The organism is Streptomyces sp. TAA486, assembly GCF_000426165.1.
Map to the genome: position 1 here is coordinate 230,089 of NZ_AUEV01000007.1, position 19,598 is coordinate 249,686.

Genomic DNA, 19,598 nt, shown 5'->3' on the forward strand with positions numbered 1-19,598 from the left:
CCGAAAGAGCGAGACGCGGGGCGGCTGACTGCGCAGGGCCGGGGCCCGGGCGCTCGTTACCGTGCGGGCCGGCGCCGCACGCCCGCGGCGAGCTCGGCCGCCAGCGCCCGTACGTCCTCGAGCCCGGACTTGAGGTCGTCCGGGTGGGCCAGCAGCTTCTTGACGAAGGCCGAACCGACGATGACGCCGTCCGCGAAGGCGGCGACCTCCTCGGCCTGTGTGGCGTTGGAGACGCCGAGCCCGACGCAGACGGGCAGCTGCGTGGTTGCCCGGGTGCGCTCGACGAGCTGCTGCGCCTCACGCCCCACGGACTCCCGGGTGCCGGTGACACCCATGAGAGAGGCCGCGTAGACGAAGCCGCTGCCCGCAGCCGTGATCTTCGCGAGGCGCTCGTCCTTGCTGCTGGGAGCGACGACGAACACCGTTGCGAGCCCGTGCTGTTCGGCGGATTTGCGCCAGCCCTCGGACTCCTCCACGGGCAGATCGGGCAGGATGCAGCCGGCGCCGCCCGCCGCGGCCAGTTCGGCGGCGAAGCGGTCCACGCCGTAGCGGTCCACGGGATTCCAGTACGTCATGCACAGGACCGGCTTGCCCGTGGCGGCGTGTGCGTCGCGCACGGTCCGTACGACGTCGGCGATGCGGACGCCGCCGCGCAGGGCGATGTCGTCGGCGGTCTGGATGACGGGGCCGTCGAGCACGGGGTCGCTGTGCGGCAGCCCGACCTCGACGATGTCGCAGCCGCTCTCCAGCAGTGCGACGCACGCCTCGATCCCGCCGTCGACGGTCGGGAAGCCGGCGGGGAGATAGCCGACGAGGGCGGCGCGGTTCTCCGCCCGCACCCCCGCCAGGACGCTGTCCAGCAACTCGATGCCGCCGGTCGCCGCGGTGCCCCTGCCGCTCTTCGCTCCGGTTGCCTCAGCGCTCACTGGTCCGCCCCCTCGTCGTACAGGCCGAAGTAGCGGGCGGCGGTGTCCATGTCCTTGTCGCCGCGCCCGGAGAGATTCACCAGGATCAGCCCGTCGGGGCCGAGTTCCCTGCCCAGGTCCAGCACGCCGGCGAGCGCGTGCGCGCTCTCGATCGCCGGGATGATGCCCTCCGTCTCGGACAGCAGCCGCAGGGCACGCATCGCCTCGTCGTCGGTGACGGGCCGGTAGTCCCCGCGCCCCGACTGCTTCAGATAGGCGTGCTCCGGGCCGATTCCCGGGTAGTCCAGGCCCGCCGAGATCGAGTACGGCTCGGTGATCTGCCCCTCGTCGTCCTGCAGTACGAAGCTGCGCGAGCCATGCAGGATGCCGGGCTCGCCGACGGACAGCGTCGCGGCGTGCTCACCGGACTCCACGCCGTGCCCGGCAGCCTCGAGGCCGACCAGCCTGACGTCCTCGTCGTTCAGGAACGCGTGGAAGAGGCCGATGGCGTTGGAACCGCCGCCGACGCATGCGGCGACGGCGTCCGGCAGCCGCCCGGCCCGCTCCAGGATCTGACGGCGAGCCTCCACGCCGATGACCCGGTGGAAGTCCCGCACGAGCTGCGGGAAGGGGTGGGGGCCCGCGACCGTACCGAAGAGGTAGTGGGTGCGGTCGACGTTGGCGACCCAGTCGCGGAACGCCTCGTTGATGGCGTCCTTGAGGGTGCGGCTCCCGGACGCCACGGGCACGACCTCGGCGCCCAGCATCCGCATCCGCGCCACGTTCAGCGCCTGACGCTGGGTGTCGATCTCGCCCATGTAGACGGTGCATTCGAGACCGAAGAGTGCGCAGGCGGTGGCCGTGGCAACACCGTGCTGCCCTGCGCCGGTCTCGGCGATGACGCGGCTCTTGCCCATGCGCTTGGTCAGCAGGGCCTGGCCCAGCACATTGTTGATCTTGTGTGAGCCGGTGTGGTTGAGGTCTTCCCGCTTGAGGAAGACCCGGGCGCCGCCCGCCTGTTCGGCGAATCGCGACACCTCGGTCAGCGGGCTGGGACGGCCGGTGTAGTTGACCATCAGGCCTTCGAGTTCGGCGATGAACGCCGGATCGGCCTTCGCCTTCTCGTACTCGACGGCCACCTCGTCGACGGCGGCGACGAGTGCCTCGGGAATGAACTTGCCGCCGAAGGCGCCGAAATAGCCTCCGGGATCGGGGACCCGGCCCTCGGGGTCGGGGACAAAGTAGTCGGACATTCGACGTGCTCCTCGTGAAAGTGCAGATCTGCGGAAGTACAGGTGAGTCACCGGTGTGCGGGCGCCGCCGCACCCGCACGCCATCGGCGGCCGTTGATCTGGCCCGGCTCACAGCCGATGTGGTAACGCACCCGCCGTCCGTGCACGCGTCGCGCGGGCGCCCGGCATCCGCGCGGACGGCAGCCACGCGCCAGCGCCGCGTACGGGCCGCGCGCCTGGCGGCGCCGTTCACAAGTTTGGGGGCTCCCCAGCCCGGAGGGCGAGGGTTGGGGTCTCCCCAGCCCGGAGGGCGAGGGTTGGGGTCTCCCCAGCCCGGAGGGCGAGGGTTGGGGTCTCCCCAGCCCGGAGGGCGAGGGTTGGGGGCTCCCCAGCCCGGAGGGCGAGGGGAAGGTCGTGCTTGGGGTCATGCGGGGGTCAGCCCCTCCCGTGCCCGTGCCGCAGCGCGGGGTGGGCTCCGGCGGCGACGAGGTCGGCCACGGCCGTCTTCGGGTCCTTGCCGGTCACCAGCGATTCGCCGACGAGCACCGCGTCGGCGCCGTCGTTGGCGTATGCGATGAGGTCGTGCGGCCCGCGTACACCGGACTCGGCGACCTTGACGATGTGCCCGGGGATCTCGGGGGCGATACGGGCGAAGTTGCCCCGGTCGACCTCGAGCGTCTTGAGATTACGCGCATTGATCCCGATGATCCGCGCCCCGGCGTCCAGGGCACGCTGGGCCTCATCCTCGTCGTGCGCCTCGACGAGCGGGGTCAGCCCGATCGACTCGGCACGCTCGACGAGGGAGACGAGGGCCTCCTGCTCCAGTGCCGCGACGATGAGCAGGACCACGTCCGCGCCGTGCGCCCGCGCCTCCCACAGCTGGTACGAGGAGAAGATGAAGTCCTTGCGCAGCACCGGGATGTCGACCTTGGCCCGTACGGCCTCGAGGTCCGCGAGCGAACCGCCGAAGCGCCGTTTCTCGGTGAGGACGGAGATGAGCGAGGCGCCGCCCGTCTCGTAGTCGACGGCCAGTGCGGCCGGGTCCGCGATCGCGGCCAGCGCGCCCTTGGACGGGCTGGAGCGCTTGACCTCGCAGATGACCCTGACGCCCTCACCCTTCAGGGCCGCGACACCGTCCTTGGCGGGAGGGCCCGCGGCGGCACGCTCCTTGAGCTCGTCGAGGCTGACGCGCGCCTGCCGCTCGGCAAGGTCCTCACGCACGCCTTCGATGATCTCGTCGAGCACACTCACCGAGCGGCCTCCTTCGGGTCGGGTACTGGCCTCCGCGAGACGGGCGGGGTACTGGTCAGATCGGGCAGTGCGATGCTATCGGGCGGGAGCCGGAGGACTCGCATCCGCCTGGCTCGAATTCCATATTCCGGACAAAGCGGCCCTCAAGTGCCGCAGCACGGGCCGCGTCTGCGGCGCGTACTCACGGGGCCAGCGCTGCTCCCACCGGCAGGTTCCGTACGACGGCGAAGGCCAGCGCGAGAGCGCCCAGCGACCACCAGTGCGAGGTGCGCAGCGGCACCGCCACCGGCCGGGAGCGCAGCACCTGCACCATCCAGAAGACCATGAAGACCGCGAAGGCGGCGAACCCGGCCACCGCGAGGGCGTTCATCCCGAGTGCCGTGGCGAAGTCGCCGTGCGCGACGGCGTGCGCGCTGCGCAGGCCGCCGCAGCCGGGGCAGTAGATGCCGGTGAAGTGCAGCAGCGGACAGACCGGGTAGTGCCCGGGCTCACCCGGGTCCACGGCCCCCACGTACGCGAAGGCCGCGCCGACGGCCACGAGAGTGCCGAACGGCGCGGCGAGGCGGGACAGCGGCACAGCCGGCCGTCGTCCCGCGGGTACGGGCTCGTGCCCGCTCAGGACGACTGCTCCTGGGGCCGCGCCGGGGCTCCGGAGCGGGCGGCCTCCTTGGGCTGCCCGAGGCCCGCGGCCTTCATCAGCAGGCCGACGACGCCTCCGGCGCCGACCACGACAAGGCCGGCCACGAATCCGATCGGCTCGGCCAGCACCGTGAAGATGCCGGAGATGCAGAAGCCGATGGTGCTGATCGTCACGCCCGTCCAGGCGGCCAGGGTGTGGCCGTGGCTGTTGCCCGCCATGTGTTGCTCTCCTCGTAGTTCCAACCGACTGGGCCACCCGGCCCCGCTCGCCGCCCATTCTTCCCCCTGCCCCGCGGAGCCGACGAGCCAGGGGGGCTCCGAGGGCCGCGAGGCTGCGGGGGCTCGGTGCCGGAAAGGATCCAACCCCCGCAGAAGGCGCAGGGCTCAGGCGCCGGCGCCCTCCGCGCCCTCGGCGCGATTCGGGCTCGTTCCCTTGGGGGGCGCTGCTTCTCGCCGCGCCGTGGGGGCGGTGCCGCCGGTGGGGTCCTCGCCGCGGTCGAGGGCCTTCCACAGGTCCTCGGGACGGTCCGGGTCCACCGGTTCCGGAGCGGTACCGCGAGGGGTGCGCCCGGTCCGCTCGTAGCGGGCGCTTCCCGACATCGAGGGCCACGCCGGTCCGTACCGCAGCGCCAACACACCCGCCACCACCAGGAGCACGCCGCCCAGGGCCGACACGTACGGCCAGACGCTGACGTGCACCGTCTCGATCCCGGCACGGGCGAGCCCGCTCGCCCTGGCGGCCTTCTCCTCCAGGGCGCCGCTGTCGCCGGCGCCGAGGAGCGCGGCGGCGCCCGTGCCCGCGCCGCAGAGCGTCAGCAGCGCGGCAACGAGGGCGCGGGCGGCGCGCCTGACCGCGAACACCGCGACGAGAGCGGCGAGTCCGACGAGGGCGAGGGCGCTGGGCAGACCGGTGACGTCGCCACCCTTGGCCTTCACGGGCAGTCCGCCCTGCGCGAAGGACGCCGTGGCGTGACCCCACACCTGTCCACTGGCGAGGAGCGCGAGAGCGGCACCCGCCGCCCCGCACAGCAGCGCCAGCGCGAGGGCGCGGCGTGCGAAGTCCGAGTGAGCCACGGCGGACGCCGAAACGGAAGGGGAGGCGGAGAGGGAAGGGGAGGCGGCGGCCGGTTCGGCGCTGCCGGACACTGCCGGTGCTGCGTGCTCCGCGCGGCCTTCGTGGCCCGGTGCGCCGTCCGAGGAGCGGGGGTGCGGTACGGAAGTCACCCGTCCACGCTACCGCCGAGCCTCTCGGCCGAGGCCACCGCCCTGAGAACCGCGGCCGCCTTGTTCCGGCACTCGGTGTCCTCGGCGACGGGATCGGAGTCCGCGACGACGCCCGCGCCGGCCTGCACGTATGCGGTGCCGTCCCGCAGCAGCGCGGTGCGGATCGCGATGGCCATATCGGCGTCCCCGGCGAAGTCGAGATAGCCGACGCAGCCGCCGTAGACACCGCGGCGCGTGGGCTCCAGCTCCTCGATGATCTGCAGCGCACGGGGCTTGGGCGCGCCGGAGAGCGTCCCGGCGGGGAAGCAGGCGGTGAGCGCGTCGAAGGCGGCGCGGTCCTGGGCGAGCCGGCCGGTCACGGTGGAGACGATGTGCATGACGTGGCTGTAGCGCTCGATGGACATGAAGTCGACGACCTCGACACTGCCCGGCTCGCACACCTTCCCCAGGTCGTTGCGGCCGAGGTCGACGAGCATGAGGTGCTCGGCGCGCTCCTTGGGGTCCTCGAGCAGTTCCTCCGCGAGGGCGGTGTCCTCCTGCGGGGTGTGGCCACGGGGACGGGTGCCGGCGATGGGGTGCATCATCGCCTGCCCGTCCTCGACCTTCACGAGCGCTTCGGGGCTCGACCCCACCACGTCGAAGCCGCCGCTGCCGCCGTCGGCGGTGTCCGCGAAGCGGAACAGGTACATGTACGGGCTGGGGTTGGTCGCTCGCAGCACCCGGTAGACGTCGAGGGCGCTCGCGGTGCAGCCGGTCTCGAACCGCTGCGACGGGACGACCTGGAAGGCCTCGCCCGCGCGGATGCGTTCCTTGATGTCCTCGACCCACGCCTGGTACGTCTCGCCGCCCGACCGTGCGGTGAACTCCGGGAGCCCTGGGGGTCCCCCCACCGCCGAAGGCGTAGGGGGAGGCAGGACCACGGGGGCCGCCGGTGCCGGCTGCGCCAGGTCCGCGGCCATCGTCTCCAGCCGGGAGACCGCGTCCTCGTACGCCTCGTCGACGCCGGTGTCCAGGTCGTTGTGGTTGATGGCGTTGGCGATCAGCATCACCGTGCCGTCGCGGTGGTCGAGGACGGCCAGGTCCGAGGCGAGCAGCATGGTCAGTTCGGGCAGGGCCAGATCGTCGGCCGTGCTCTCGCTGTCGCCGACCTTCTCCAGGCGCCGCACGATGTCGTATCCGAGGTAGCCGACCATGCCGCCGGTGAACGGCGGCAGATCCGAGTCCTCGTGGAGGTCGCGCGGAGTGTGCAGGGCCTCGACCGTCTCGCGCAGCGCCCGCAGCGGGTCGCCGCTCTCGGGCAGTCCGACGGGCGGCGTGCCGAGCCAGTGCGCCGATCCGCCACGCACCGTGAGGGTCGCGGCGCTGCGTACGCCGATGAAGGAGTAACGGGACCAAGTGCGGCCGTTCTCCGCCGACTCCAGCAGGAACGTGCCGTGCCGCTCACCGGTGAGCTTGCGGTAGAGCGCGATGGGGGTGTCGCCGTCGACGAGCAGGCGACGCGTCACCGGGATGACACGGCGGTCCTTGGCGAGCGTGCGGAATGTCTCGAGGTCCGGAGTCGTCATGATCGCTGACCTTACTGGCCGTCACCGGTCATCGGTGTGCGGCCCGTCTGTGGGCGCTCCGCCCGCCTTCTGCAGCAGCCCCGCGTCGAAACAGGTGCGGTCGCCCGTGTGGCAGGCGCCTCCGACCTGGTCGACCTGGACCAGCACGGTGTCGCCGTCGCAGTCCAGGGACACGGACCGTACGTGCTGGACGTGCCCCGAGGTGTCGCCCTTCACCCAGTACTCCTGGCGGCTGCGGCTGAAGTAGGTGGCGCGGCCGGTGGTGAGGGTGCGGTGCAGGGCTTCGTCGTCCATCCATCCGAGCATCAGCACCTCCCCCGTGTCGTGCTGCTGGGCGACGGCGGGGAACAGGCCGTCCGCGTTGCGCTTGAGACGTGCGGCGATCTCGGGGTCGAGCGAGGTCTCGGAGGATCGTGCGGGCATGGGCACCATTCTCGCGCATGCCGGGCCCTGACGTGCGCGCGCGTTCGGATCCGTATGGCCGGAGGATTCCCGCCGTGCATGCATAGAGGGAACCTATGGCAATTCTTTGTTTTTTCTATTCGACACCGCGAGCTCCTTTCAATCATTGTGTGAGTACGGGCCGGGCGACGGGAATGGGGAGGACCGCGGCTGATGACTCCGATGCTGACGCCGGGCGAAGTGGATCCCTGGGCCAAGCCCGCGAAGGCACCGCTGCCCCGCAAGGAGCTCAAGGGTCTGCAGCGGAGAAGCAACGGCCCGGCGCTGCGCCACATGGCCGGGCATCTGGCCGTTGTTGGGGCCACCACGGGCCTCATCGCGTGGAGTTGGGGAACCTGGTGGATGCTCCCGGCCATGTTCGCGCAGGGGATCGTCCTGGTGTTCCTGTTCGCGCCGATGCACGAGTGCACGCACGGGACCGCGTTCCGTACGCGCCGGCTGAACAGCACGGTGGCGACATTCTGCGGTGTGCTGATGATGCGGCCCGCACTTTATTTCCGATACCGTCACGCCGCACACCATTCCTACACACAGGACCCTGAGCGCGACCCGGACCAGGTGCCCATGCCCGACGGTATTTCCGGATATCTGGGCGAGGTTCTCGGAATGGAATTCTGGCCCAAAGTGGTCGGCACGCTGTACCGGGGCTGCACCGGGCGCTTCAACGACCGTGAGCGGTTCTTCCTCCCCGAGTCGGAGCGCTCCCGCGTGATCTGGGAAGCGCGGCTCATGGTGGGTCTGTACGTGGCCGTGGGTGCCGTGTGCGTCCTGACCGGCACCTGGACGGGCCTGCTCGCCTTCTGGCTCCTCCCGCGTGTGATCGCGGAGCCCACGCTCCGGCTCGTACGCATGGCGGAGCACACCGGCATGGCCGAGGGCCCGGACCCGCTGACCAATACGCGGACCACGCTCACCAATCCGCTGATCCGCTTCCTGTACTGGAACATGCCCTACCACGCGGAGCACCACTTGGCTCCTTCCGTCCCGTTCCACAACCTGGCGCGGCTTCACGAGGCGCTGCCCGGCGCACCTACGAGGCGGCAGTACGTGGTGAGCAAGGGATATGTGCGTGCCCACCGCGACATCGTCGGCAGCCTCGGGCAAGGGTCCGGGTCGACGGTGCCGACCAGCACGTCCGTGGCGGTGACCGGCTGAATCTCCTGCGCCTTTTCGGCGCGGGAGGGGGTCCCCACGGCATACCGGGGGGGGCGTGGGGACCCCGAGTTGGTCCGCGCGGGCGCTCCACGCGGCGCGGCGGCCAGGCCTCGCCGCCGCGTCGCTTCCCCTCCCCTCCGTCTTCTCCGGTCCCCTCCGTCCAGTGCCCTCTCCCCTCTCTCTTCTCCGCTTTCCCCACTCCCCCCGCTCTCCGTCTCCGTGATGCAAAGGAGCATCCGTTGTCCGGACACCTCACGCTCGGCATCGACATCGGCACGACCAACGTCAAGGCGTGCATCCTCGACACCGCGGAGGGCAAGGTCGTCGCCTCCGCCGCGGCGGAGCACCCTCTGCACCACCCGCACCCCGGCTGGGCCGAGCAGGATCCCGACGACTACTGGCGTGCGGTCTCGTCCTGCATAGTCCGCTGCGTGAACCAGTACGCCGGGCCGGCCTCGGATGTGGCGGGGGTGTCGATCTCGGGCCTGGTCGGGGTCACCCTGCCCGTCGACCGCGAGGGGCGGCCGCTGCGGCGGGCCATGATCTGGATGGACAGCCGCTCGCACCGCGAGTGCGAGGAGATACGCGAACAGGTCGGCGAGAACCGGATCAAGGCCGTGAACGGCAACCGCGTCGCGTCCTGGTTCATCGAGCCGAAGGCCATGTGGCTGCGACGCCACGAACCGGAGGTCTTCGCCGCGATCCACAAGCTCCTCTCCCCCGCCGGGTACTGCACGATGCGGCTGACCGGCGAATACGCCATGAATCACGGTGACGCGGGGCTCTTCTACCCGTACGAGCACCGCCGCGCCCGCTGGGACCACTCCCTCACCGAGGCGCTCGGCCTCTCCCCCGGCATCTATCCGGACATCCACACCTCGGACACGGTCATCGGCACCGTCACTGCGCAGGCCGCCCGCGAGACGGGCCTGCAGGAGGGCACCGCGGTGGTGGCGGGCGGCACGGACATCGGCGCGGCCGCGCTGGGCGCGGGAGCCATCGAGGCCGGGCAGGCCTACTACTCGATGGGCACGGGCTCCAACCTCGGAGTCCTCGTGCCGCGTGACCAACTCCCCGATGAGTACCGCATCCTCAAGTGGCCGCACGTGCTGGACGGGATGACGCTGTTCGACGCGCCGATGGCCTTCACCGGTGCGTCCCTGAAGTGGTTCCGCGACAAGTTCGCCGACCCCGAGAGCGCACTCGCCGAACGCATGGGCCGCAACGTCTTCGACCTCGTCACCGCGCAGGCGGAACGCATCACGCCCGGCGCGGACGGGCTGATGTACCTGCCGTACCTCGGGAACTCCCTCTCGCCGCGCTGGGACGGGCAGGCATGCGGTGTCTTCTTCGGGATCCAGCCGTTCACCGGCCGGGCCCACGTCATCAGGGCGCTGATCGAAGGCGTCGCCTTCGATCTCTACTCCAACGTGCGCATCGCGGAGGACGGCGGCGCGGACTTCCCCGAACTCGTGCTCAACGGAGGCCCGACGAAGAGCCCGCTGTGGAACCAGATCACCGCCAACGTCACCAACCGCCGGCTGCTGATCCCCGACGTCGACGAGGCGGCGCCGCTCGGTGATGCCGTGATCGCCGCCTCGGGCGTCGGGCTGTACAAGGACATGCGGGAACCGATGAAGGACCTCGCCCCGGTGCGGGGCGTCGTCGAGCCGGACCCCGAACTGCACGCCATGTACGTCGACTTCTTCGAGCTGTGGGCTCAGTTGTACGACGACCTCAAGTCGAGCATGAGCCGCCACAACGCACTGGTGAACCGCTACAGCGACCCGGAGCCCAGCGCCATCAGCGGTGCGGGCGGCAGCAGTTGACAAGAAAGGACGCACAACCGGCCGCCCCTGCCGGTGATTAGGCGGCGGGGGCGGCAGCCGAGTCTGCGAGGAGCGAATGAGATGAGCGAGCCCGACGGGGGCTGGTGCGCCCTGACCGACGCCTCCGAGGTCGAGGAGGACGACGTCGTCCGCGTCAGCCTGCGCGGGCATGCGTACGCGGTCTTCAACCTCGGCGGCGACTACTACGTCACCGACGACTGCTGCACCCACCAGGAGGCGTCGCTGTCCGAGGGTTACGTGCAGGACGACACCGTCGAATGCCCGCGCCACCAGGGCGTGTTCCACGTACCGACGGGCAAGGCCATGTGCCCGCCGCTGACGAGGCCCTTGCGCGTCTATCCGGCGCGGGTCGACGATGGCCGGGTCTGGATCCGCCTCTCGGGATAGGGGTGACGGAGCTGATGTCCGAGGCCCTGTCCGACGCCGTGGCCGCCGCAGCCCGTTCGGACAGGCCGAAGACCTCGCTCCGCAAGACCGGTGGAACCGCTCCGGGGGACGCGAAGGGCGCCGAGGCCGCGTCCGGCGCACCGACCGTTCAGCCGAACGCCCTGCCGTATGTGAGCTTCAACCAGCTCCGCTCCTTCCACGCCGTGGCCGTCGCGGGAAGCATCACGGCAGCGGCCTCGCTGCTGCACGTCAGCCAGCCGACGGTGACCGTCCAGCTGCGCCAGCTCGAGTCCCACTACGGTGTCGAACTCGTGCGCCGCACCCCGCGGAACGTGCGGCTCACCGAACTCGGCGAGTCGCTGTTCACCATCACCCAGCAGCTCTTCGCCCTTGAAGGCGAGGCGGTGGAGCTGCTCAACTCCGCGGGGAGCACCCTGCGCGGCAGGCTCCGGGTGGGCGGCGTGGCGCCGTACTTCGTGATGCGGCTGCTGTCCACGTTCAGCCGTGCCCACCCCGGCGTGGCCCTCTCGCTGCAGCTGGACAACTCCGCCACGGTCATCCGCAGGCTGATCGACCAGGAGATCGACGTCGGCATCGTCGGCCAGACCACCCTGGACAGCCGGCTGCACGCGCTGCCGTACAGCAGGCAGGACGTCGTGCTCTTCTGCCGCGACGACCATCGGTGGGCGGGCCGGGACGGAGTCCGGCTCCACGAACTCGCCGACATGGCACTGGTGTTGCGGGAGAAGGGTTCGACCTGCCGCCTCACTCTGGAGCAAGTGCTCCAGGAACGCGGCATCGTCCCGCGCGTCACCCTGGAGGTCTGCCGCGAAGGGGTGCGCGAGGCCGTCGTGGCGGGATTCGGCGTGGGCATCACCACCGACATCGAGTACGTCCCCGAGCGCCGCACCCGCATGCTGCGCATCCTCGACGCCGACATCTACACCGAGGCGTTCGCCGTGTGCCTGCGCGAGCGCCGAACTGTGTCGGTGACCCGGGCCTTCATGGCGACGGCCGAGGAGTTCTTCGACCGCGCCCGCGAGTAGGCGCCCCGCCGGGCGCGGCCCGAAATCAGCTCTCCCGCGGGTGGCCGGCCGTACCCTTGACGGCATGTCGACCCATGCCAAGCGTGAACGTCTCATCCTGGCGGATCTGTTGGAGAACAGCGGACCGGAGGCCCCGACCCTGTGCGACGGCTGGAAGGCCCGCGACCTCGCCGCGCACGTGGTGGTGCGCGAACGGCGCGCGGACGCCGCGGGCGGACTGGTACTCAAGTCGCTCGCCCCCCGACTCGACCGTGTGCAGGGCGAGTTCACCTCCAAGCCGTACGAGGAGCTCATCCAGCTCATCCGCACGGGACCGCCACGGATGTCCCCGTACGCGCTCAAGCAGGTCGACGAGGTCGCGAACACCGTCGAGTTCTACATCCATGCAGAGGACCTGCGTCGTGCCGTACCGGACTGGACGCCGCGCGAGCTGGACAGCGTCTTCCAGGACGCGCTGTGGAAGCGGCTGGAGAAGATGGCACGGGTCTTCGGCCGCAAGTCGCCGGTCGGCCTGGTACTGCGCCGTCCCGACGGCCAGACCGCCGTCGCCCGCAAGGGCACCCCGGTCGTGACCGTGACCGGCGAACCGAATGAGCTGGTGCTCTACGTCTCGGGTCGGCAGCGCGTCGCGCGCGTGGAGGAGGAGGGCCAGAAGGAGGCCGTGGCGCGGGCACACGACGCGGAACTGGGGCTCTGAGCGCGCTTCGGCGCCCGGTCCTGCCCGGCACGGCGGCCCGGCCCTCGCACGTCGGGCGTCAGACCGCCGCCGTGCCGATGAGCCCCTCGCGGGTCACCAGCTCCGCGAGGCGGTCCTCCGTCAACTCCTCGGTGCCCGGCGGGCGTTGCGGCAGGACCATGTAGCGGCTCTCCGCGCTGGAGTCCCAGACGGTGATCTCGCGTCCGTCCGGAACGTCGAGCCCGAACTCCGAGAGCACGGCGCGCGGTTCGCGCACGACGCGAGAGCGGTACGCCTCGCTCTTGTACCAGGACGGCGAGGGGCCGAGCAGCGCCACCGGATAGCAGGAGCACAGGGTGCAGACCAGCACGTTGTGACGTTCCTGGGTGTTGGCGACGACCTTCAGGCGCTGCTCCTGCAGCCCGCCCGCCATCGAGAGGCCGACCTCGGGCAGGGCGGCGTTGGCGTCGGCGAGCAGCCGCTCGCGGAAGCCGGCGTCGCTCCAGGCCCGGGCGACGATACGGGCGCCGTTCAGCGGCGACGCGCCGTCCAGGACCGCGGTGAGGACGGCGTCCAGTTCCGCATCGGTGACCTGACCGGCCGCTACGAGGCGCTCCTCAAGGCGGCGCACCCGTGCCGCGACCGGGTTGCCCGTGTGCGTTCCGCTCATGACAGGTGCTCCTCGGCCGGTTCCAGATACGACTGCCACAGGTCCAGGGTCACCTCGTGGTCGCCCTCGCCCCACAGGTCGCGGGCGGCGAAGGCCACGGTGTAGACGGGCTCGACGCGTGGCCGCTCGCGGCGCCGGGCCACGTCGTCGGCGACCGGCCAGCTCCCGGTGACCTCGACGATCCGTCCCGTACGTCCGCGGGCGTAGGCGGGAAGCCGCGTGTGCCAGTCGGGGTCGAAGGCGCGGGTGCGCACCGGGTCGCCGGCGGCGAACAGTGCTGCCGCCGGGTCACGCATCGCCGCCGCCCCGGGCGGTCAGCACGTCGATCGCGTGGAGCCAGCGCTCGTAGTACGAAGCGGCCAAGTACTCCTGCGGAGGCATGCGTTCGATGGCGTCGCGGAACTCGTCCAGGGTGTAGGCGCCGCGCCGCACCAGCGCGATGTTCAGGGCATAGACCCGCGCCTCCCAGTCCGCGTGGAAGGCCGGCTCGTTCTCCTCGGTCACGATGGGCCCGAACCCCGTCTGCCCGCCGACGTCGTTCACCCTGCTCATGCGCCGCAGCCTATGCTCCCCGGCCGCCTGCGGGAACCGTCCGGGATCTCCCCGGCGTGGCCGCCTTGCGTCGCTGCTCTGCGGGATGCGAGGGACGGAACGCGCCCGCCGCAGGCGCCGGACTTCGACGGTGGGGCGACGAGGCACGGGAAAGGGGCGGCGGCAGGACGGACATGGACGACATCAACCGCCGCCGCAGCACGATGACGGTGGGACCGGAAGCCGACCGGACCGGAAGTCGGCCAGGCATCCAGAAGGCGCATCGGAGGATATTCAGCACGAGTTGAGCCACCGGTGCCCGAGACGGTCGCCCGGCTCGTACCCCGCACCGCGGACCCCGCAAGTCGACTGCCATGTCCGCGTCGTCTGCCAAGTCCCCCTGAATCAACGGCGATGCCGTTCCCGCACCCGGCCGGCAGGCTGCTGACGCCCGGCTTTCCGGCGCATTGCGCGGTTCCCGGGAGGCATACGGGACTATCCGAAAGGGACGAATTCGCTTTTGTCCGCGTAGTCGAGAACCTATTGCCGCGCAGGCCGGGACCGATGCGCACCCCGAGGTCCGCTTATCCTTCTCGGGCCTTGTCACGAGGTGAGCAGTGCCGCCCAAACCTGTCTCAAGTTCTGCTGTCAACTGTCTTGAATTCAAAGACGGCTGACGTATCTTGACGTATCACCGGAGTCGCCAAGCCTCGACTGCGCCAAGTGCACCAACCGATGGGCACAGGTACCACCTGTCCGTCTCGAACGGAGCCCTGATGATTCTGACCATTCGTGACTTGGTTGCAGGTCCACCACGCGGTTCTCACCTGCCGGCGCGGACCGGTTCGTACCCTCCGTACCGCTCGCACGCGGTCCCTGCTGCGTCCCGGCGGGCCGCCGCGGGCCGCGGGACCCCTCGCGCAGGACCGCCTCGTGAACCGCTCGCTCACCTTCTCTCGACCGGCGAACTCGCTCCTGCTTGAGGTTCTGATGATGCGTATGACGGACGTAGCGTTCTGGCTCGTGCCGCTCCTGGCGGTCGCTGCGATCGCGGCCGGAATCACGGCACTGCGGTACCGGAGGATGGCTGTCCGGAACGCCGAGCGCAGTCACGTCCTCGAACGGCAGGTCCGCATGCGGGACGAGGAGACACAGCACCTCGTCGAGCAGCGTCTCCAGGCACTCGCGGACGCCCAGTGGCAGGGGCGGCGCCGGCAGATACCGGACCTGCGCCATCAGGCCCTCGCCGGCTCGGACTTCGCCGACGCCCACGACTCCGTGCTCGAGATGTTCAGCTTCGCGAGCGAGACCGCCGAACAGGCCGCCGAGGGTCTGTTGCTGGCCGTGGCCCGCAAGCTGCAGGGACTCGCGAACGGGCAGCAGCTGAAGATCAACGAAATGACCGAGCGCCACGACGACTCGGCCTTCCTCGAAGACCTGATGCAGCTCGACCACACCAACGCGCAGATCCTCCGCCGCGCGGTCGGCATGGCCGTGGTCTGCCGCGCGTGGCCCGGCCGCCAGCACAACGCCACGTCGCTCCACGACATCGTCCGCGGCGCCATCGGACGGATCCTGGACTACAAGCGCGTCCAGATCGTGCGGATCGAGGACACCCGTGCCGTGACGGGCCGAGTCGTCGAACCCCTGGTCATGACCATCGCCGAGTTGCTCGAGAACGCCACCCGCTCGTCGCACCCGCAGACGCCCGTCCAGGTGCACGTCCAACTCACCCACACCGGGCTGGCGTTCGTGATCGAGGACGCCGGCGTCGGGCTGAACGCCGCGGAGCAGGAGAAGGCCGTGCGCCTGCTCAAGGACGAGTCCCTCGGGCTCGCGAAACTGGGAGATCCCCCGCGGTTCGGGCTGGCCGCGTGCGGTGCGCTGGCCCGGCGCTACGGCTTCACGATCTCGGTCGACACCGCCTCGGCGTTCGGCGGCGTCCGCGCCGTGGTGAACCTGCCGCGCACACTGCTCACCGACCCCGTGAAGCCCACCTCCGCGCCTGCCGCCGTGCCGCCGCCCCGCACAGAGCCCGTCGCATCCGAGTCAGCCCTGTCCGAGTCAGCCCTGTCCGAAGCGGACGACGGCGAAGCCGCCGAGAGCGAGCGCGAGGCGGTACCGGCGCGCCCGACCACCGCGAACGGGCTGCCGAAACGGACCCGGAAACAGCCTGCCCCGAGCGCCGACCACGCCGAGCAGCCACCCCCTGCCACCAAGTCCGCCGCACCTCGCTCACCCGGCGAGGCGGCGGCATCGATCGGTGCGTTCCAGCGAGCAGGCAAGGCGGCGGCCGACCGCCTCCGTCCGTCCACCGAAGGGACTCCCGAGTCATGACCCAGAACCCGGACGCCTGGATGCTCAATCAGGTGCTGGACCAGCCCGAGGTCCACGACGCCATCCTCATCACCGCTGACGGGCTGGTGAAGGCTTTCTCCCAGGGCCTCGACCAGGACCAGGCGGACAGCATCGCGGCGGCCCTCGCGGGCGTGCAGTCCACCAGCAGCGCCACCGCGATGTTCTGCCGCGCCCCCGCCGACTCGTGGAGGCAGAGCATGGTCGAGTTCGACGGCGGATTCGTGGTCACCATCCGTGCGCACGACTCGACGTTCCTGTCCGTGGCGACCTCCGGTGCCGCCGACGTCGGACAGGTGGCCTACCGGATGCACGAGGTCGTGGCCCAGCTCGGACGGGAGATGGGCGCCGAGCTCCGCGAGGATGTGGGCAGTGGGACATGACGCACCGTCACAGGCATGACTTGGTGAGAACGTTCGTGCTGACCGGTGGGCGCGCCCAGCCCACCGGGACCGCCGACGAACTCGACGTGCTCACGATGGTGACCGCCGTCCCCGGCAAGCCGCGGACCGGCCTGCAGCCCGAGGACCTGCGGGTGATCGACCTGTGCCGCGGCGGCTACCTGTCCGTCATCGAGGTCGCCGGGCACCTCGGGCAGCCGCTCACCATCACCCGCATCCTGCTCGGAGACCTGATCGACTCCGGCCTCCTGGAGGTCAAGGCGAGCCAGAAGGACGCCGGGACCCCGACGACCCCCGACCCCGACCGCCTGCGAACCCTGGAGAGGATGCTGCATGGCCTCCAGGCTCTCTGACGGTGTCTATGTCCGTGACACCGTGCAGATCACGGCGAAGCTGATGGTGGTGGGCCCCTTCGGGGTCGGCAAGACGACCCTCATCGGAGCCGTCAGCGAGATCGAACCGCTGCGTACCGAGGAACTCATGACGCAGACCAGCGCGGCAGTGGACGACCTGACCGGGGTGCCGGGCAAGAAATCCACCACCGTCGCCCTCGACTTCGGACGGCTCACCCTCGCCGAGGACCTCGCGCTGTACCTGTTCGGCACTCCCGGCCAGCAGCGCTTCACCCAGATCTGGGAGGACCTCTCGCGCGGTGCCTACGGGGCTCTCGTGCTCGCCGACTCCCGATTCCTGGATCAGTCGTTCGAGGCCCTGAGTCTGGTCGAGAAGAGCTCACTTCCGTACATCGTCGCGCTCAACTCCTTCCCCGACACCCCGGACTACCCCGAGGACGAGCTGCGCGAAGCGCTCGACCTCGATCCCGCCACACCTCTGCTCACGTGTGACGCGCGGGACCGCAAGTCCGCCAAGACCGCACTGATCACGCTCGTCAAGCACCTGTACGCCGGCCACCAGGAGTCGTCGTGACCTCCTCGCCCCTCTCCGAACCGCACGCGGCGCCGCCGGGCTGCCCCGCACACCGGCCGTCCGCGGGGACTACCGGCAGCGACCTGCCGAAGCTGTACGACGACGACTTCGCAGCGGACCCCAACGCCCTGTACGACCGGCTGCGTTCGCAGGGCGGCCCCGCGCAGTGGGTGGAACTGGCGCCCGGCGTCGAGTCGATCCTCGTGACCGGATACCAGGCGGCCCTGGAGGTGCTCCGCAGTCCCTACTTCAGCAAGGACGCCCACCGCTGGAAGGCGCTGGCCGATGGCCACGTGCCCCGCGACAGCCCGATCCTGCCGATCATGGGCCCGCGCAAGAGCCTGTGGTTCGCCGACGGCCAGGAACATCTGCGCCTGCGGACGCCGGTCGACCGCGCCCTGGCCGGCATCGACCCACGCCAACTGCGGGCCGTCGTCCAGCGCAGCGCCACGGAGCTGATCGACGAGTTCACAGAGGACGGCAAGGCGGACCTCGTCTCGCAGTACGCGGCGCGGATTCCGGTCATGGTCCTCACCCAGCTCTTCGGCTGCCCCGACCACCTCAACCCCCGTATCTCCAGGGCTTTCCTGCAGATGGTCAACGCCGTCGAACCCGACGCCGCCACACAGGGCGTCCAGGACCTGGTGGCGTGCCTGAACGAACTGATCGAACTCAAGTACCGGACTCCCGGCGACGACGTGACCACGCGGCTGCTGCGGCACTCCGCCAACGTGACCCGGGAAGAGCTCATCGACCAGCTCGTCGTCATCACCGGTGCGGGACAGGTGCCCGGCACCGCCTGGATCTCCACGGCCACGATGATGCTGCTCTCCGACGACCGGTTCGCGGGCGATTTGACCGGCGGGAGCCTCACGGTCACCGACGCACTGAACGAGGTGCTGTGGCTCCACGCCCCGCACTCGAACTACTCGTTCGTGTACGCCATCGAGGACTACGTCCTGCGCGATCAGGACACCGGCGAGGAGACCCTCATCCCCACCGGCGTGCCGGTGACCATCAGCCACGCCGCCGCGAACCTGGACCCGACGCTGCCGACGAACCAGGCGGAGCGGGCCGCGAACACGTCCCATCTCGCGTTCAGCGCCGGTCCCCACGCGTGCCCCGCGCAGGACACCGCGAGCATCATCGCCGAGGTCGCCATCGACACCGTCCTCGACCTGCTCCCCGAGATGGAACTCGCGGTGCCCGCGGAAGAACTCTCGTGGCGTCCCGGGCCGTTCATCCGTGCCCTGACCGAACTGCCCGTCCGCTTCACCGCCACGCCCGCCACGCATGCGGCGGAGGCAGCAGCGGCCACGTCGTCCACGACGTCCGAACCGTCCGGCACTTCCTCCGACGCCGCAGCCGGCCACCCCCCACCGGACGCGCCCCGCGGCTCTCGGCGGCGCCGTTGGAGCCTGGCGGGGCGCCGCGGCAGGTGACCCGTCACCGCGCGGCCCCGGCCCGGGGCACGCCGCGGTTCACCGTACGGGCGTGCCGGACTCGCGGAGCGAGTCCTTGACCTCGCCGATCCGCAGATCGCCGAAGTGGAAGACGGAGGCGGCCAGTACGGCGTCCGCTCCGGCCTCGACCGCGGCCGGGAAGTGCTCCAGCCGGCCCGCGCCGCCCGAGGCGACGACGGGCACCGAGACGTGCGCGCCCACGGCACGGATCATCTCCGTGTCGTAGCCGTCCTTCGTGCCGTCCGCGTCCATCGAGTTCAGCAGGATCTCCCCGGCGCCCAACTCCGCGGCCCGCCGTGCCCACTCGACGGCGTCGATGCCGGTGCCGCGGCGTCCGCCGTGCGTGGTGACCTCGAATCCGGACGGTGTGGAGGCCCCGGCGCCCTCCGCGTCCCCGGACGCTCCCGGCGGTACGCAGCGCCGCGCGTCCACCGACAACACCAGCACCTGGCTGCCGAAGCGTTCGGCGATCTCCCGGATGAGCTCGGGGCGGGCGATCGCCGCGGTGTTCACACCGACCTTGTCGGCGCCCGCGCGCAGCAGCTTGTTCACGTCGTCGCCGCTGCGGACCCCGCCACCGACGGTCAGCGGGATGAAGACCTGCTCGGCGGTGCGCCGCACCACGTCGTACGTCGTCTCACGGTCGGAGGAGGAGGCGGTGATGTCGAGGAAGGTCAGTTCGTCGGCACCTTCCTCGTCGTAGATCTTCGCCATCTCGACGGGGTCGCCCGCATCCCGCAGATTCTTGAAGTTCACGCCCTTGACGACGCGTCCGGCGTCCACGTCCAGGCAGGGAATGACTCGTACGGCCACGGACATCGCTGTGCTGACTCCTTGCAGGTGATGCGTCGATCGATGA

23 protein-coding genes are annotated in these 19,598 nt (G+C 70.7%); 10 read left to right on the forward strand and 13 right to left on the reverse strand.

The features are described from left to right. Positions 1–56 precede the first annotated feature (56 nt). From trpA to hisI, 9 genes are all read right to left on the reverse strand, one after another. Positions 57–926, reverse strand: coding sequence for a tryptophan synthase subunit alpha (gene trpA, locus I004_RS0111820; protein WP_078511032.1), 870 nt, complete (start codon positions 924–926; stop codon positions 57–59). Then, the gene (gene trpB, locus I004_RS0111825) at positions 923–2,158 is read right to left on the reverse strand and encodes a tryptophan synthase subunit beta (RefSeq protein WP_028435666.1); all 1,236 of its coding nucleotides are present in this window, start codon (positions 2,156–2,158) and stop codon (positions 923–925) included. The genes trpA and trpB overlap by 4 nt, the downstream gene beginning before the upstream one ends. 47 nt (positions 2,159–2,205) lie before the next feature. Next, the gene (trpM, locus tag I004_RS40260) at positions 2,206–2,409 is read right to left on the reverse strand and encodes a tryptophan biosynthesis modulator TrpM (RefSeq protein WP_078511093.1); all 204 of its coding nucleotides are present in this window, start codon (positions 2,407–2,409) and stop codon (positions 2,206–2,208) included. Positions 2,410–2,572: 163 nt separating this feature from the next. Further along, positions 2,573–3,388 carry an indole-3-glycerol phosphate synthase TrpC gene (gene trpC, locus I004_RS0111830; RefSeq protein ID WP_028435667.1) on the reverse strand — a complete coding sequence of 272 codons (816 nt, stop codon included), beginning with the start codon at positions 3,386–3,388 and terminating at the stop codon, positions 2,573–2,575. Between the two features lie 181 nt (positions 3,389–3,569). Then, entirely contained in the window at positions 3,570–3,965 is a 396-nt protein-coding gene (locus I004_RS40265) for a DUF2752 domain-containing protein (protein WP_028435668.1), read from the reverse strand. A gap of 38 nt (positions 3,966–4,003) precedes the next feature. Next, complete coding sequence (locus tag I004_RS40270) at positions 4,004–4,246, reverse strand: HGxxPAAW family protein (RefSeq protein WP_028435669.1); 243 nt, start codon at positions 4,244–4,246, stop codon at positions 4,004–4,006. 165 nt (positions 4,247–4,411) lie between these two features. Next, complete coding sequence (locus I004_RS33510) at positions 4,412–5,251, reverse strand: TIGR02234 family membrane protein (protein WP_486579941.1); 840 nt, start codon at positions 5,249–5,251, stop codon at positions 4,412–4,414. Next, on the reverse strand, positions 5,248–6,816 hold the full coding sequence (locus I004_RS0111850) for an anthranilate synthase component I (RefSeq protein WP_028435670.1): 1,569 nt from the start codon (positions 6,814–6,816) through the stop codon (positions 5,248–5,250). Before I004_RS0111850 ends, I004_RS33510 begins: the two co-directional genes overlap by 4 nt. A 21-nt stretch (positions 6,817–6,837) precedes the next feature. Then, positions 6,838–7,239 (reverse strand): phosphoribosyl-AMP cyclohydrolase, encoded by a 402-nt coding sequence (hisI, locus tag I004_RS0111855; RefSeq protein ID WP_028435671.1) that lies wholly within the window; start codon positions 7,237–7,239, stop codon positions 6,838–6,840. 192 nt (positions 7,240–7,431) lie between these two features. Here hisI and I004_RS33515 point away from each other — a divergent pair, with 192 nt between their 5' ends. The 5 genes from I004_RS33515 to I004_RS0111880 all read left to right on the forward strand — a co-directional run bounded on the left by I004_RS33515 (position 7,432) and on the right by I004_RS0111880 (position 12,413). After that, the gene (locus I004_RS33515; protein ID WP_051344948.1) at positions 7,432–8,433 is read left to right on the forward strand and encodes a fatty acid desaturase; all 1,002 of its coding nucleotides are present in this window, start codon (positions 7,432–7,434) and stop codon (positions 8,431–8,433) included. A 239-nt stretch (positions 8,434–8,672) separates the two neighbouring features. Then, the gene (locus I004_RS33520) at positions 8,673–10,262 is read left to right on the forward strand and encodes an FGGY family carbohydrate kinase (RefSeq protein ID WP_051344949.1); all 1,590 of its coding nucleotides are present in this window, start codon (positions 8,673–8,675) and stop codon (positions 10,260–10,262) included. A gap of 81 nt (positions 10,263–10,343) precedes the next feature. Then, the gene (locus tag I004_RS0111870) at positions 10,344–10,670 is read left to right on the forward strand and encodes a non-heme iron oxygenase ferredoxin subunit (RefSeq protein WP_037975830.1); all 327 of its coding nucleotides are present in this window, start codon (positions 10,344–10,346) and stop codon (positions 10,668–10,670) included. 14 nt (positions 10,671–10,684) lie between these two features. Continuing rightward, the gene (locus tag I004_RS0111875; protein ID WP_158677031.1) at positions 10,685–11,716 is read left to right on the forward strand and encodes a LysR substrate-binding domain-containing protein; all 1,032 of its coding nucleotides are present in this window, start codon (positions 10,685–10,687) and stop codon (positions 11,714–11,716) included. Between the two features lie 64 nt (positions 11,717–11,780). Then, positions 11,781–12,413 carry a TIGR03085 family metal-binding protein gene (locus tag I004_RS0111880; RefSeq protein ID WP_028435674.1) on the forward strand — a complete coding sequence of 211 codons (633 nt, stop codon included), beginning with the start codon at positions 11,781–11,783 and terminating at the stop codon, positions 12,411–12,413. Between the two features lie 58 nt (positions 12,414–12,471). On the opposite strand, the gene I004_RS0111885 is transcribed toward I004_RS0111880, so the two are convergent. Genes I004_RS0111885 through I004_RS38995 form a run of 3 tightly spaced genes read right to left on the reverse strand, consistent with a single transcriptional unit; the run spans position 12,472 to position 13,614 of the window. Beyond that, on the reverse strand, positions 12,472–13,062 hold the full coding sequence (locus I004_RS0111885) for a nitrile hydratase subunit alpha (protein WP_028435675.1): 591 nt from the start codon (positions 13,060–13,062) through the stop codon (positions 12,472–12,474). Continuing rightward, positions 13,059–13,358: an SH3-like domain-containing protein gene (locus I004_RS38990; protein WP_051344951.1), complete on the reverse strand. Its 300-nt coding sequence runs from the start codon at positions 13,356–13,358 to the stop codon at positions 13,059–13,061. The genes I004_RS0111885 and I004_RS38990 overlap by 4 nt, the downstream gene beginning before the upstream one ends. Continuing rightward, complete coding sequence (locus tag I004_RS38995) at positions 13,351–13,614, reverse strand: SH3-like domain-containing protein (protein ID WP_028435677.1); 264 nt, start codon at positions 13,612–13,614, stop codon at positions 13,351–13,353. The genes I004_RS38990 and I004_RS38995 overlap by 8 nt, the downstream gene beginning before the upstream one ends. A 978-nt stretch (positions 13,615–14,592) precedes the next feature. Between I004_RS38995 and I004_RS33530 the strand changes: the two genes are divergently transcribed. Genes I004_RS33530 through I004_RS33535 form a run of 5 tightly spaced genes read left to right on the forward strand, consistent with a single transcriptional unit; the run spans position 14,593 to position 18,718 of the window. Then, complete coding sequence (locus I004_RS33530) at positions 14,593–15,930, forward strand: ATP-binding protein (protein WP_037975996.1); 1,338 nt, start codon at positions 14,593–14,595, stop codon at positions 15,928–15,930. Further along, positions 15,927–16,331 (forward strand): roadblock/LC7 domain-containing protein, encoded by a 405-nt coding sequence (locus tag I004_RS0111905; protein ID WP_028435678.1) that lies wholly within the window; start codon positions 15,927–15,929, stop codon positions 16,329–16,331. The genes I004_RS33530 and I004_RS0111905 overlap by 4 nt, the downstream gene beginning before the upstream one ends. A 23-nt stretch (positions 16,332–16,354) precedes the next feature. Next, a complete protein-coding gene (locus I004_RS0111910; protein ID WP_199779375.1) occupies positions 16,355–16,702 on the forward strand; it encodes a DUF742 domain-containing protein in 348 nt (115 codons plus the stop codon). Next, a complete protein-coding gene (locus tag I004_RS0111915) occupies positions 16,683–17,276 on the forward strand; it encodes an ATP/GTP-binding protein (protein WP_028435680.1) in 594 nt (197 codons plus the stop codon). Before I004_RS0111910 ends, I004_RS0111915 begins: the two co-directional genes overlap by 20 nt. Continuing rightward, positions 17,273–18,718 carry a cytochrome P450 gene (locus tag I004_RS33535; RefSeq protein ID WP_037975832.1) on the forward strand — a complete coding sequence of 482 codons (1,446 nt, stop codon included), beginning with the start codon at positions 17,273–17,275 and terminating at the stop codon, positions 18,716–18,718. Before I004_RS0111915 ends, I004_RS33535 begins: the two co-directional genes overlap by 4 nt. A gap of 39 nt (positions 18,719–18,757) precedes the next feature. On the opposite strand, the gene hisF is transcribed toward I004_RS33535, so the two are convergent. Next, positions 18,758–19,558, reverse strand: coding sequence for an imidazole glycerol phosphate synthase subunit HisF (gene hisF, locus I004_RS0111925; protein WP_028435681.1), 801 nt, complete (start codon positions 19,556–19,558; stop codon positions 18,758–18,760). Positions 19,559–19,598: the final 40 nt, after the last annotated feature.

Excerpts from the sequence above, each read along its gene's own strand:
- I004_RS0111915 (WP_028435680.1), top strand. The coding sequence starts at position 16,683 with ATGGCCTCCAGGCTCTCTGACGGTGTCTATGTCCGTGACACCGTGCAG.
- I004_RS40270 (WP_028435669.1), bottom strand. The coding sequence starts at position 4,246 with ATGGCGGGCAACAGCCACGGCCACACCCTGGCCGCCTGGACGGGCGTG.
- I004_RS0111880 (WP_028435674.1), top strand. The coding sequence starts at position 11,781 with ATGTCGACCCATGCCAAGCGTGAACGTCTCATCCTGGCGGATCTGTTG.
- I004_RS38995 (WP_028435677.1), bottom strand. The coding sequence starts at position 13,614 with ATGAGCAGGGTGAACGACGTCGGCGGGCAGACGGGGTTCGGGCCCATC.
- I004_RS33530 (WP_037975996.1), top strand. The coding sequence starts at position 14,593 with ATGACGGACGTAGCGTTCTGGCTCGTGCCGCTCCTGGCGGTCGCTGCG.
- I004_RS0111905 (WP_028435678.1), top strand. The coding sequence starts at position 15,927 with ATGACCCAGAACCCGGACGCCTGGATGCTCAATCAGGTGCTGGACCAG.
- I004_RS33515 (WP_051344948.1), top strand. The coding sequence starts at position 7,432 with ATGACTCCGATGCTGACGCCGGGCGAAGTGGATCCCTGGGCCAAGCCC.
- I004_RS0111875 (WP_158677031.1), top strand. The coding sequence starts at position 10,685 with ATGTCCGAGGCCCTGTCCGACGCCGTGGCCGCCGCAGCCCGTTCGGAC.
- I004_RS0111885 (WP_028435675.1), bottom strand. The coding sequence starts at position 13,062 with ATGAGCGGAACGCACACGGGCAACCCGGTCGCGGCACGGGTGCGCCGC.
- I004_RS0111850 (WP_028435670.1), bottom strand. The coding sequence starts at position 6,816 with ATGACGACTCCGGACCTCGAGACATTCCGCACGCTCGCCAAGGACCGC.
- trpB (WP_028435666.1), bottom strand. The coding sequence starts at position 2,158 with ATGTCCGACTACTTTGTCCCCGACCCCGAGGGCCGGGTCCCCGATCCC.
- hisF (WP_028435681.1), bottom strand. The coding sequence starts at position 19,558 with ATGTCCGTGGCCGTACGAGTCATTCCCTGCCTGGACGTGGACGCCGGA.
- I004_RS0111870 (WP_037975830.1), top strand. The coding sequence starts at position 10,344 with ATGAGCGAGCCCGACGGGGGCTGGTGCGCCCTGACCGACGCCTCCGAG.
- hisI (WP_028435671.1), bottom strand. The coding sequence starts at position 7,239 with ATGCCCGCACGATCCTCCGAGACCTCGCTCGACCCCGAGATCGCCGCA.
- I004_RS38990 (WP_051344951.1), bottom strand. The coding sequence starts at position 13,358 with ATGCGTGACCCGGCGGCAGCACTGTTCGCCGCCGGCGACCCGGTGCGC.